The following is a 12,132-nucleotide window of genomic DNA, read 5'->3' on the forward strand; positions in this document are numbered from 1 at the left end:
GGCAGGAGCAGCTGGTGGGCCGCTCGCCGCAAGGATGGAACTTTCCGCTGCTTTTCGGAAGCTCGACTGAAGGATGTTCGGATGATCGGCTCGTCATCTTGCACATCGACGGGATCGGCGGGAATCCTGGGGAGCGTGCCGAACAATCCACAGGCCCGCCGGGCCGCCATCGACGAGGTGGACCGGGCGATCATCCGGGCCCTCGCCGAGAACGCCCGGCTGCCCAACAACGCCCTCGCCGAGGCGGTGGGCATCGCCCCCTCGACCTGCCTGGCCCGCACCCGCGCCCTCCAGGAGCGCGGGATCATCCGCGGCTTCCGGGCCGAGGTCGACCCCGCCGCGATCGGGCTGCCGCTGCAGGCGATGATCTCGGTCCGGCTGCGCGCCCACACCCGCGAGCAGAACGAGAGCTTCCGCAGCACCGCCCCCGACCTGCCCGGCGTCCTGGCGGTCTTCCACATGGCGGGCTCCGACGACTACCTGCTGCACGTCGGTGTCGCCGGCCCGGAGGCGCTGCGGGACTTCGTCGTGGACCACCTGACCACCCACCCGGCGGTGGCGCAGACCCGGACCAACCTGATCTTCGAGCAGATAGCCGGCCGCCAGTACCTCACCCCACCCGGCCGGTGAACCCGCGCGGCTCACCGGCGCCGGCGCGCACGCCCGGCCGGTGATCGCCCAACCGCGCCTGGCCGAAAAGCAGTTGCCCGCCCCCGCGGCGGAGTGTGACGCTGCCCGACGAAGCCCGTCGAGCCCAGGAGACGCCATGTCCGCGACCGATGCCCACTCCCGCCCACAGCCGCACACCGGCTCCCGGCAGGTCGCGGACCTCTTCCACCGGGGCCGGCTCACCGCCATCCCGCGCAGGGCCGCCCGCCGCGACCAACTGCTCGACCACCTCGCCGAGACCCTGTTCGCCCCCGGGCGCGAGTACCGCGAGGTGGAGGTCAACGACGCGCTGCGCACCGTCCACGACGACTTCCCGGCGCTGCGCCGCTACCTGGTCGCCGGTGGCCGCCTGGCGCGGAGCAACGACGGCAGCAGCTACCGCCGTGCGTCAACGACGGGCGTTCATCCCGCCGAGTGACGGCCCGGCGGCCGCCACCCCGCGCACGCTGGGCGGGTTGCCGTCGCGGCGGCGCAGGGTCCGCGGGGCGCGCCGCGGGCGTCCCGATAATCGCGTGGTGATCATCTCCTACGACGAAGCGGTCCACCGACTGCGGGCCCGGCCCGGGCTCTCCGTCAGCGCCCGGCCGCTCTTCCTGCTGCCCCTGCTGCGGGCCGGCTGCCTCTCCACCGTCCTCGGCATCGAGGCCGCGGACGCCGGCTGGGCGGACGAGTTCGGCGTCACGTGCCACGCGCTGGAGACCGTCACCGGGGTCCGGGCCGCGGCGAACAGCGGCAGCTGGCTCGACGAACTGGTGCACCGGCTTCCCGAACCCGAGCGCCACGCCTGGCGCGGGCGCGAACTCGGCCTGCTCCCCTACATGAACCTGCGCCCGCACGCCCAGGACGCGCTGGCGCGGCTCGGCGCCCGGCTGCTGCTGCCCGCGCCCGACCCGGTCCTCCCGGTGCTCTCCGACAAGATCGCCCAGCGTGCGTGGTTCCGCTCACTCGGGGCACTGACGCCGCACGACACCGTGGTCGGGGAACTCGACCACCGGGCGCTGCGTCGCCGGTTCGGCGAGGTCTACGTCGTGCAGTCGCCCAAGGGCTCCAGCGGTCGGGGCACCCACCTGGTCACCGGCGAGGAGGACCTGCGCCGGCTCGCCCCCGCCGAGCGGTGGCTGGTCAGCCGGTACACCGAGGGCACTCCGATCAACGTGCACGCGCTGGTCAGCGGGGACGGCACCGTCTCGGTGCTGCGGCCGTCCGTCCAGCTGACCCACGTTGAGGGCCTCGGCGCACCGTTCGGCGCCTACTCCGGCTGCGACTTCGAGGCACCCGCCGCGCTGCCGCCGCTCGCCCTCGACCGGGCCCGTGACACGGTGGCGCGGGTCGGCGCGGAGCTGGCCGCGCTGGGCTACCGGGGCCTGTTCGGCGCGGACTTCGTCGTCGCCGGGCCGACCCCGGTGTTGCTGGAGCTCAACTGCCGGATGCAGGGCTCCAGCTGGCTGCTCGGCGAGCTCGAACTGGCGGAGCAGGTGGTGCCCAGCGCGCTGCGCCACGTCCTGGAGCGGTACGGCCACACCACCCGCGCCGAGCCGCGCCTCGACCCGGTCGGCGGCTGCCAGCTGGTGCTCCGGCACACCGGCCCCACCGCCCGGGTCGCCGCGGCGCCGACCGGCGGCCTGCATCGGCTCAAGGACGGCGGGCTGCACCGCTGCGGCGCCGGCTTCGGGCTGCTGGAGTGCGGGCCGGACGACTGCGTGCTGCAGCAGCTGCCCGCCGCCGGCACGGTGGTCCACTCGGGTGCGCCACTCGCCCGCCTCGTCACCCGCCACGCGCTGACCTCGGCGGACGGCGCGACGCTCAACTCGCAGGGGCGCCTGCTGACGGACGCGCTGCGCGCCGCCTTCGCCTTCGAGCCGTGCTGACCGCCCCGCCGCCGCTGCACGTCCGGGCGGCCGTCCCGGCCGACCTGGACCGGCTGGCGGCCCTCCGCGCGGGTGCCGCGGCCTGGATCGCCCGGGAGCACGGCTCGCCGCAGTGGTCGGAGCCGCTGGACGCCGCGCACGCCCTGGGCTGGATCGAGTGCGGCGCCACCGTGGTGGCGATGCTGGAGCCCGGCGGCGAGCCCATCGCCACCCTGACCGACCGGCCCAGCGGGAGCCCGCGGCTCTGGACGCCCGCGGAACTGACCGCGAAGGCACGCTACTTCAGCCGCTTCACGGTCGATCGCCGGTACGCCGGTCGGGGCATCGGCGCCCGGCTGGCCGACTGGGCCCGGTGGCGGGCGGCGCTGGCGGGCGCCGAGCTGGTCCGCGCAAACGCCTGGCGCGACAACCCGGGCCTGCACGCCTACTACCTGGGCTACGGGTTCCGGCTGGTCAGAACGGTCGAGGGCCACCGCTCGGGCGCCGTCCTGGAGATGCCGGTGCGCCGGACCCCGGCCGCCGGGGTCCATGAGGTGGGCGAGGTCCCGCTGCTCCGCTGACCGGCACCGGGCGGCGGGGCGGGATCACGACCGGGGCGGGATCACGGCCGGGCGGGTGCGTCAGGCCCGCGGCGGAGTGCCCGCCACCAGGTGGTGGTCGGCCAGCGCCCTGCGGTAGGCGACGGCGACGCGGTCGAAGCGCAGGTGCAGTTCGTCGGCCAGGTCCGCGGGCAGTTCCTCCGGGCGCTGGCTCTCGACGACCACCCGGTCCTGCTCGGCCAGCACCTCCTGGAACTCGACGTACCGGCGGTCGTCCCCGTCCAGGTCGAAGTCCCGGGACTGGTAGCAGTACCCGATCGAGGTGTGCTCGTCGACCGGCTGGGCGGCGAAGAAGAGCACCCGGCTGTGGCCCGAGTCCGGGTAGTGGCTGCGCAGGTGGATCGCGTGCGGCAGGGAGAGCAGGTAACTGTTGGTCATGGTGCCGGTCTTGTCGGCCAGGTCATTGATGCCGTCGGCGGCGGGGACGTTCATGGTGATGCCGTAGCGCAGTTCGTGTCCCGTCCGCTGGACGGTGTGCTCGGGGACGACCACGTCGTCCCGGCTGCCCAGCAGCCCGTCGTGCAGCCAGCCCAGGTGCCCGAAGTCGGTGAAGTTCTCCACCATCCGGGCGGCACTGGTGCGCCACCGGTACGGCGGGCAGGCGGCGTGCCGGAAGCCGGGGCGGCCGTACTCGGGGAAGTCGGGGATGTCGGCCCGCGGCTCGCCCAGGCAGACCCAGAGCAGGCCGTGCCGCTCCTCGCAGCGGAAGGCGGGGACCTCGGCGCCGGCCGGGATCGGCCGGTCGGCGGGCAGTTGCGGGATCGCGGTGCAGCGCCCGGTGCCGGCGAAGCGCCAGCCGTGGTAGGGGCAGGTGAGCTGCCCGTCGTGGACCTCGCCCAGCGAGAGCGCCGTGCCGCGGTGCACGCACAGGTCGCGCAGGCAGCGCGGGACCCGGTCGCCGTCGCGCCAGAGCACCAGGGAGCGGCCCAGCAGCACGGTGCGCCGCGGGGCGTCCCCGAGGTCGGCCGCCCAGCCGACCGGGTGCCACCAGTCGGTCATCGGGTCGTGCCCGGCGTCCTCCTGGCGGGCCGGGCCGCGCAGCCGGCGGGCGGCGGGGGCGTCGTTCGTGCCGTGGCTCGCGCTGTCGTCGGCGAGCTGGTTCGCGCGGGGAGACATGGGAGGCGTCCTCCGTCCGGGCTCAGTAGTCGATCCGGTCGGCGTGGGCCGTCCAGGTGGCGAAGGGCTGGGTCGAGCGGTCGTGGGCGAGCCGGGTGACCGGCATCGACCAGGTGGAGCGCGGACGCTCCAGCAGCCGGTAGAACTCCAGGTCGTCGAAGCCGGCGGCGGCCGCGTCATGGCGGTCGGCGGAGAACAGCACCCGGTCCACCCGGGCCCACAGGATCGCCGTCAGGCACATCGGGCACGGCTCGCAGGAGCTCACCAGCAGCGCGCCGTCGAGGCGGAAGTCGGCGATGTTCCGGCAGGCGGCGCGGATCGCCATGATCTCGGCGTGCGCGGTGGGGTCGTACGACTCGGTGACGCGGTTGCCGCTCTGCCCGAGGACCGCGCCGTCGCGCACCACGACCGCGCCGAACGGCCCGCCACCGGCCCCGACGTTGCTCACGGCGAGGCCGATGGCCTGCTCCATCCAGGCGTGCTCCTGCGCCGGCTCGGCGTGGGTGAGGCGGTGCTGCGTGAGGGGCATCGGCTGATCTCTCTGTGTGGACCCGCGGACTCGGGAGGGCGACTGCCTCGATCCACGGTCCAGGCGCGCTCTATCGGCCCGGCATCCGGTCGCCATCGCGGCCGGATAGTCGCCGGAAGCCGCGCGGATAGCGGGCGTTGCCAGCATCGGTCAGGCCGTCGGCAGTCGACCGTGAGGAGAGCCACGATGATCAACGCACGCCCGTCCGCCCGTCCGGCCAGCACCGGACGAGCGCTGACCGTCTGCGTCTTCGCCGGCGCGCGCAGCGGCGGTTCGCCCGCCGCGGTCGAGGCGGCCACCGAGGCCGGCACGGAACTGGGCCTGCGCGGGCACCACCTGCTCTACGGGGCCGGGGGCGCCGGGATCATGGGAGCCGTGGCCCGGGCCGCCGCCGCGGCCGGCGCGCCCATCACGGGGGTGGTCCCCAAGTTCCTGTACGAGCGCGAGCGCGCCCAGCAGGCCCCCGCGCAGCGGCACGTGATCACGGACGACATGTTCGACCGCAAGCGCTACATGCTCGACGCGTCCGACGCCTTCCTCGCGCTCCCCGGCGGGTTCGGCACCGTCGACGAGGTGCTCGACGTGATCTCCCTGCAGACCCTCGGGCTGCTCAGCAAGCCCTGCGTGCTGCTGGACACCGAAGGCATCTGGAGCCAACTGGTCGGGCTGCTGGAGGAGTTGCCCCGTCGCGGCTACGCGGACCGGGTGGTCGGCGGGCCGCTGTGGATCGCGTCCAGCCCCAAGGAGGCCCTGGACACGCTGGAGACCGCCGCACTCCTCGGGGACCGCACCCACGAGGTGATCGGCGCCTGACCCCGGGGCGGCCCGGGCGGCCCAGGTGCGGCCCCGGCGGTCACCGGGTCCTCGGCCGGCGGCCAGTTCCCCACCTGGTCGCCGCGCTGCGCCGTGCCCAGCAACCGGGCGCCCAGGGCGTACTGCTCGCCCGCCAGCCAGTCCAGCGGATCGCCCACGATGGCGCCGACCTCGCTCGGCGAGAAGACCCAGCGCCCGCTCTCCCCGCCGGTCACGGTGCCCGGGCCGCCGCCCCCCAGCGCGTGCGCCTGCTCGGCCAGGAAGAGCCACGCCCCCACCGTCCGGTGCCAGGCCGCGCGGCGCTCGCCCGGCGACTCGACGCTGTCCAGCTGCTCGCGCGCGTAGAGCCGGATCAGGTCGTGCACCCGGTAGCGCGGTGGGCCGCCCGCCCGGAACTCGGCCTCCACCAGGTGCACGTCGGTGAGCGCGCCGAGCACGTCCGTGGCCTGCTCCAGCCCCACGCCGAGCAGGGCCGCGGCGACCCAGCTGCCGACGTCGGGCGCGTCGACGACGCTGAGCAGCCGGAACAGCCGGCGGGCCTCGCCGGGCAGCTCCCGGTAACTGAGCGCGATGCTCTCCCGCACGCCCCGGGAGCCGTAGGTGAGCTCGTCCAGGGTCCGGGTCCGGTCGGTGAGCCGGGAGGTGAGCTGCGCCGGGTTCCAGTGCGGCCGGGCGGCGAGCCGGGTCCCCGCGATCCGCAGGGCGAGCGGCAGGCCGCCGCAGAGCTCGGCCAGCAGCCGCAGCTGCGCCGTGTCGCGGGCCCGGGCGTCCTGGCCCAGCACCCGTTCGACCAGGGCCACCGACTCCTCGGTGCCGAACTCGCCGAGCACCGACTGCTGGGCCCCGGCGAGGCCGGCGAGCCGGGCGCGGCAGGTGATCAGCACCGCACAGGACGGCGTCCCCGGCAGCAGCGGCAGCACCTGGTCCTCGCAGACGGCGTCGTCGAGGACAATCAGCACCCGGCGGCCGGCCAGCATGTCCCGGTAGCGGGCCGCCCGGGCCTCGCGGGCCTCGGGCAGCTCCCGGTCGGTCACCCCCAGGGCGCGCAGCAGCGCCTCCAGCACCTGCGCGGGGTCGACCGGCCGGGCGGCGCCGTCCCGCAGCGAGGCGTAGAGCTGCCCGTCCGGGTACCGGTCGGCCAGCCGGTGGGCGAGGTGGACCGCGAGCGTCGTCTTGCCGATGCCACCCTTGCCGGTGATGATCTCCAGCGGTGGGGCGAGGCGGTCCGGCCCGGTGCGGCCCTCCCGCTCGCCGGCCAGCCGGCCGCGCAGCCGGGCGGTGATCCCGGTCCGGCCGGTGAAGTCCGCGATGTCGGCGGGCAGCAGCCGCGGCACGACCGACGATGGGCCGACCGCGACCGGGCGGGCGGGCGCCGGGCCGCCGCGACCGTAGGGCGCGGGGCTGGTCACCGATTCGAGGGCGGGGTCCGCACCCAGGATCGCGGCCTCCAACTCCCGCAGCTCGCGGCCGGGCTCGAGGCCGAGTTCGTCGCTGAGCAGCCGCCGGGCCTCCTGGAACGCCGCCAGGGCGGCCGCCTGCCGGCCGGCCCGGTAGAGGCAGAGCATGAGCTGCGCGCGCAGCCGCTCGCGGAACGGGTGCTCGCCGGTGAACTCGGTGAGCTCCCCGATCAGTTCGCGGTGCCGGCCGAGCCGGATCTCGACGTCGATGCACTCCTCGACGACGGCGAGCCGCTCCTCCGCCAGCGACACCGCGGCGGAGCGCACCCGCTCGCTCTCGACGTTCGCGAAGGCCCGGCCGCGCCAGAGCGCGAGGGCGCGGCGCAGCAGCCGGGCGCCCGCGGCGAGGTCGCCGGTCCGCACCGCGGCCCGGCCCTCGGCCACCCGCGACCGGAACAGGTGCAGGTCCACCTGGTCCGCCACGACCCGCAGCGCGTAGCCGGGCGGCCGGGTGACGATCACGTCGGGCAGGCCGATGGCGGCGAAGCCCTGCCGCAGGCGCGACACGCAGATGTGGATCTGGCTCCGGGCCGTCCGGGGCGGGCGGCCGTCCCAGACGGCGTCGACCAGCTGCGCCACCGGCACGACCTTGCCGGCCTGCGACAGGAGGGTGGCGAGGACGGTGCGCTGCCGTGGCGGGAGCTTGTCGGCGGACCACGGCGGATCTTCGATCGCGAGTGGACCGAGCACCAGGAAGCGCACGCCCACCCCTCAGCTCCGGGTCATCGGGACAGCTCGGCGAGTTCGATCAAGGGTTTGATCCCGCCCAGGAGTTGACTGCTGCTCAGACCGAAGTCGACCAGGCAGGCCACCTCGTCCGCACCGGCCCGGGTCAGCCGCTCCACCATCGGCCCGCAACTGCCGGGCGAGCCGATCAGCGAGCCGTGGTGCAGGTAGCGTTCGTACGTGATGTCCAGCAGGTCCTCGACGAGGTCCGCGGGCAGCTCCTCCTCGGGGAGCGTGTGGCCGCCGCTGATCGTGCCGCCGCCGACCGCGGACTTGCGTTCCAGCACCACGGCCGAGCGCAGGTACTCCCGGAACGGTCCGCGGGAGCGACGTTCGGCCTCCTGGGCGTCGGCGTCCAGGTGGGTGTGGAGCATCAACGAGACCACCCCCTCGCCGGCGTCGGGGCAGTGCTCGGCCCGGGCCGCGCGGTAGAGCGCGATCTTCTCGGTCAGTTCGCCCAGGTCCTGGCCGATCAGGTGGGTCAGCAGGTTGGCGCCGGCCGCGCCGGCGGCGGCGAAGGTCTTCGGATTGCCCGAGGAGGTGAACCAGACGGGCAACTCCGGCTGCACCGGCTTGGGGTACAGCCGCACCTGGGTCGGCCGCCCGCTGCCGTTGACCAGTTCGACCGGCTCGCCGCGCCACAGCCGTCGGACGGTCGCGACCTGCTCCTCCATCGTCCGGTGGCGGTTCTCGTAGGCGTCGGGCTGCAACACGAAGTCGTTGGTGTTCCACCCCGAGCCGAACGAGACCGCGGCCCGCCCGGAGGAGAGGTTGTCCACCACCGACCACTCCTCGGCGATCCGGACGGTGTGGTGGAGCGGGGAGATGAGGCTGCCGGCGCGCACCTGGATCCGTCGGGTCACGGCGGCGAGGGCCGCGCTGGTGAGCGCCGGATTGGGGAAGACGCCGCCGAACTCGTCGAAGTGCCGCTCCGGGGTCCAGACCGCGGCGAGCCCCCCTTCGTCCGCCAGCCGGGCGGCTTCCAGCATGGTGCGGTAGGTCTCCTCCGCGCCGCCCCCTGGAGAGGCGGCGAAGAACATGATGCCGAATCGCATGTGTACGCTCCGTCCGGGGCACAGGGGACGAGGGACTGGTGATTCGCCGGGGGCCGGAACCCGGTTGCGGGAGCGCCCGGTTGGGGCGCACCGCTGCCGCACGGGGAAAGCGGGTGGTTCCGGAGAGGATCCCGCGGGATGTCTCACGCCCGGCCCGATCGCCTCGACAGTGCACACCCGCCTCGTCCTTTCGGGCCTCAGCAGATCAGCTCGGATGAACGCCGTCAACCCCCCCGGTCCACACCTGCCGAGCACGGCACGCCGACGGCCTGCAGGACAGCGGGCATGAATGGGCAACCAGGGCTTGATCCACGACGGTTGACGCAGCATTCCGCTTGAGGCATGCTGGTGCGGCCTCGAAGTGACATGAGCGTATCTCGTCAAGCTTTCAGCACAGTACGTGAACTTCGCAGATCGGCCAGCGGCCGCGCCGGGGGCGGAATACCTGCCCCGGCCGGATATCCGGCAAGAAATCCCTGCCCGACTTCCCCGCATTGTCGGCACGGCGCAGCCTGCCCTCCCGACACCGCGGCAGCCTGGCAGCATCGACCGGCACGTCCGAAGACCGCAGTGGCAGCGGCTGATTCCATCCCCACCATGCGAGCCCGCATGGTTCGTCCGTCATCGGAGCTCCCGTTGGACTCTCGCACCGAGGAATGCCCGCCGCAGATCCATGCTTCCGACCAGGACGCCCCGGTGGACCCGTTGGGTCCGGCCGCGGCCGCCCACGCCGACATCCGCGTCGACGGGGCCCGTATGTTGGCGGTACTGCGCGGGCTCAGCGACCACGGGCGGGACCCGGACGGCGGCATCACCCGCCTGGGCTTCACCCCGGAGGACGACGCCGCCCGGCAGTACCTGCGGCAACTGGCGGCCGAGGCGGGCCTGCTGGCCGAGGTCGACCAGGCCGGCAACCTGCTGGTCCGGCGGCGCGCAGCCGGCTCGGAGCGGCCCGTGCTGCTGATGGGCTCGCACATCGACACCGTCCCGCGCGGCGGGGCGCTCGACGGCGCGTACGGCGTCGCGGCCGCCTTCGAAGTGCTGCGGGTCCTGACCGAGCACGACGTGCCGACCCGCTACGAGCCGGTCGTGGTCGCCTTCGCCAACGAGGAGGGCGCCCGCTTCCCGGTCCCGTTCTGGGGCTCGCTGGCGCTGACCGGGCAGCTCACCGACCCCACCGCGGCGGTCGACCGGCAGGGGTGCTCGCTGCGCGAGCCGCTCGCCCGGGCCGGCGGCGACCTCGACGCGGTGGCGCGGGCCGCCTGGGCACCCGGTTCGGTCGGCGTGTACCTGGAGATCCACATCGAGCAGGGCCCGGTGCTGGAGGCCAACCACGTGCCGATCGGCGTGGTGGACGGGATCGTGGGCCGCACCATGGTCGAGTTCACGGTGCACGGCGAGCAGATGCACGCCGGCACCACCCCGATGGAGCAGCGCTGCGACGCGCTGGTGACGGCCGCCCAACTGGTCCTCGCGATCAAGGGCATCGCCAAGGACGAGAAGCTCTGCGCGGTCAGCACGGTGGGCATCCTGCAGGTCCAGCCCGGCCAGACCAACGTGGTCCCCGGCCTGGTCACGATGTCCGCCGAGATCCGCGACGGCGACATGGACCGGCTGCGCGCGGCCGAGGCCGCGCTGTGCGCCGAGGCCGACCGGATCGCGCGGTCCTGCGGCACCCGGATCGAGGCGCGCACCACCATGCGCTCGGACGCGGTCAGCACCGCGGCGCCGGTGCGCGAGGCGATCCGCGCGGCCGCCGAGCAACTCGCCCTGCCCTGCCTGCCGATGTACAGCGGCGCCGGCCACGACGCGCAGATCGTCGCCGCCCTGGCGCCGGTCGGGATGATCTTCGTGCCGAGCCGGCGCGGGATCAGCCACGCCCCGCAGGAGTACACCGCGCCGGAGGACCTGGTGACGGGGGCCGACGTGCTGCTCCGCACCGCGCTGCAGTTCTGACCTCCGCACCGCCACGACAGCCGGCCCGCCACCCGGCCCGGCTCACCATGCCACCCGGCAGGCACCACAAGTCGGCTCGCACCACAGCCGCACCACGACTTCCACCCGTACCAGAACAGGGGTCCGGCCATGGCCGAGAACAGCGACGTCATCTACCAGGTCGTCATCAACGAGGAGGAACAGTACTCGATCTGGCGCGACACCAAGCAACTCCCGGAGGGCTGGCGGGCCGAGGGCACCCGCGGCACCAAGGAGGAGTGCCTGCAGCACATCGACCGGGTGTGGACCGACATGCGCCCGCTGAGCCTGCGCCGGCACCTGGAGCAGGCGGAGCAGGCCCGGTGACCGGGCGGGGACCGGCGGCCCCGGCCCGGACCACCCTGCGATGAGGACCGTCCGGGCCCCGGCGTTCGCTGCGGACTGCCGCGCGGCGCGCGAGCGCCTGGCGGGCACGGTGCGCACCACCCCGATCCGCACCGACCACCTGACCGGGATCGCGCTCAAGTGCGAGAACCTCCAGGTGACCGGCTCCTTCAAGTTCCGGGGCGCGTACAGCGCGCTGTCCGCGCTCGGGGCCCAGGAGGTGGTCGTCGGCTCCTCCGGCAACCACGGCATCGCCGTCGCCTGGGCCGCGAAGCAGCTCGGCGTCGCCACGACCGTGGTGATGACCGAGAGTTCCAGCCGGCACAAGCAGGCCCTCATCCGCGGCCTCGGGGCCCGGGTGGTGCCGTGCCCGGGCGGCAACGACGCCCGCGGACAGCGGGTGCGCGAGATCGCCGAGGCGACCGGCGCGGTGTCGGTCTCGTCCTTCGACCACCCCCTGGTGGTGGCCGGCCAGGCGTCCGTGGGCTTCGAGATCCTCGCCCAACTGCCGGGGGCCCGCACCATCGTGGCGCCGGTCGGCGGCGGCGGCCTGCTGGCGGGCATCGCGGTGGCGGCGGCCGCGAGCGGCCGGCCGGTGCGGGTGGTCGGGGTGGAACCGGCCGGCGCGGACGACACCGCGCGCTCGCTCGCGCTGGGGCGGCGCGTCATGATCGACCCGCCGGTCTCCATCTGCGACGGCGTCCTCGCCCAGACGCCCGGGGAGTTCACCTTCCCGCTGGTGCAGCGGCTGGTCGACGAGGTGGTCGTGGTGGACGACACCGAGGTGATCGCCGCCATGCGGGACCTCGCACGGCAGGGGATGCGGATCGAACCGACGGGCGCGCTGGCGCTGGCGGGCGCGCGGCGGTTGCCGTCGTCCCCCGGCGTGGTGGCGGTGGTGAGCGGCGGCAACGTGGCGCCGCAGGAGTTCGGGCGGCTCGTCGGCGCCGACCCGGTCCAGCGCACACGCAACTCGTGAAT

At 74.6% G+C, this 12,132-nt stretch carries 11 protein-coding genes and 1 pseudogene; 8 read left to right on the forward strand and 4 right to left on the reverse strand.

The annotated features are described in order from the left end of the window. Window positions 1-135 precede the first annotated feature (135 nt). The 4 genes from ACQRUO_RS09235 to ACQRUO_RS09250 all read left to right on the forward strand — a co-directional run bounded on the left by ACQRUO_RS09235 (window position 136) and on the right by ACQRUO_RS09250 (window position 3,097). Window positions 136-630, forward strand: coding sequence for an Lrp/AsnC family transcriptional regulator (locus ACQRUO_RS09235; RefSeq protein ID WP_428315269.1), 495 nt, complete (start codon window positions 136-138; stop codon window positions 628-630). 136 nt (window positions 631-766) lie between these two features. After that, entirely contained in the window at window positions 767-1,087 is a 321-nt protein-coding gene (locus tag ACQRUO_RS09240) for a DUF2087 domain-containing protein (protein WP_428315270.1), read from the forward strand. 97 nt (window positions 1,088-1,184) lie between these two features. Further along, window positions 1,185-2,537, forward strand: a complete 1,353-nt coding sequence (locus ACQRUO_RS09245; RefSeq protein WP_428315271.1) for an ATP-grasp domain-containing protein — start codon at window positions 1,185-1,187, stop codon at window positions 2,535-2,537. Continuing rightward, complete coding sequence (locus tag ACQRUO_RS09250) at window positions 2,531-3,097, forward strand: GNAT family N-acetyltransferase (RefSeq protein ID WP_428315272.1); 567 nt, start codon at window positions 2,531-2,533, stop codon at window positions 3,095-3,097. The genes ACQRUO_RS09245 and ACQRUO_RS09250 overlap by 7 nt, the downstream gene beginning before the upstream one ends. Before the next feature lie 60 nt (window positions 3,098-3,157). Here the strand turns inward: ACQRUO_RS09250 and ACQRUO_RS09255 are convergent, their stop codons facing one another. Together ACQRUO_RS09255 and ACQRUO_RS09260 are read right to left on the reverse strand one after the other, a co-directional pair. Then, window positions 3,158-4,252, reverse strand: a complete 1,095-nt coding sequence (locus ACQRUO_RS09255) for a Rieske 2Fe-2S domain-containing protein (RefSeq protein ID WP_428315273.1) — start codon at window positions 4,250-4,252, stop codon at window positions 3,158-3,160. 22 nt (window positions 4,253-4,274) lie between these two features. Further along, on the reverse strand, window positions 4,275-4,781 hold the full coding sequence (locus ACQRUO_RS09260) for a nucleoside deaminase (RefSeq protein ID WP_428315274.1): 507 nt from the start codon (window positions 4,779-4,781) through the stop codon (window positions 4,275-4,277). 186 nt (window positions 4,782-4,967) lie between these two features. Between ACQRUO_RS09260 and ACQRUO_RS09265 the strand changes: the two genes are divergently transcribed. Further along, a complete protein-coding gene (locus ACQRUO_RS09265) occupies window positions 4,968-5,594 on the forward strand; it encodes a TIGR00730 family Rossman fold protein (RefSeq protein WP_428315275.1) in 627 nt (208 codons plus the stop codon). 569 nt (window positions 5,595-6,163) lie between these two features. On the opposite strand, the pseudogene ACQRUO_RS09270 reads toward ACQRUO_RS09265, so the two are convergent. Then, window positions 6,164-7,759, reverse strand: a pseudogene (locus ACQRUO_RS09270) (BTAD domain-containing putative transcriptional regulator); the annotation flags it as partial. 14 nt (window positions 7,760-7,773) lie between these two features. Next, window positions 7,774-8,832, reverse strand: coding sequence for a MupA/Atu3671 family FMN-dependent luciferase-like monooxygenase (locus ACQRUO_RS09275; RefSeq protein WP_428315276.1), 1,059 nt, complete (start codon window positions 8,830-8,832; stop codon window positions 7,774-7,776). A 636-nt stretch (window positions 8,833-9,468) separates the two neighbouring features. Here ACQRUO_RS09275 and ACQRUO_RS09280 point away from each other — a divergent pair. The 3 genes from ACQRUO_RS09280 (at window position 9,469) to ACQRUO_RS09290 (ending at window position 12,130) form a co-directional block, all read left to right on the forward strand. Further along, window positions 9,469-10,788, forward strand: a complete 1,320-nt coding sequence (locus tag ACQRUO_RS09280) for a Zn-dependent hydrolase (RefSeq protein WP_428315277.1) — start codon at window positions 9,469-9,471, stop codon at window positions 10,786-10,788. Between the two features lie 129 nt (window positions 10,789-10,917). Beyond that, complete coding sequence (locus ACQRUO_RS09285; protein ID WP_428315278.1) at window positions 10,918-11,133, forward strand: MbtH family protein; 216 nt, start codon at window positions 10,918-10,920, stop codon at window positions 11,131-11,133. A gap of 40 nt (window positions 11,134-11,173) precedes the next feature. After that, the gene (locus ACQRUO_RS09290; protein WP_428315279.1) at window positions 11,174-12,130 is read left to right on the forward strand and encodes a threonine ammonia-lyase; all 957 of its coding nucleotides are present in this window, start codon (window positions 11,174-11,176) and stop codon (window positions 12,128-12,130) included. Window positions 12,131-12,132 lie beyond the last annotated feature (2 nt).

Source organism: Kitasatospora sp. LaBMicrA B282 (assembly GCF_050325825.1).
Lineage (GTDB): Bacteria > Actinomycetota > Actinomycetes > Streptomycetales > Streptomycetaceae > Kitasatospora.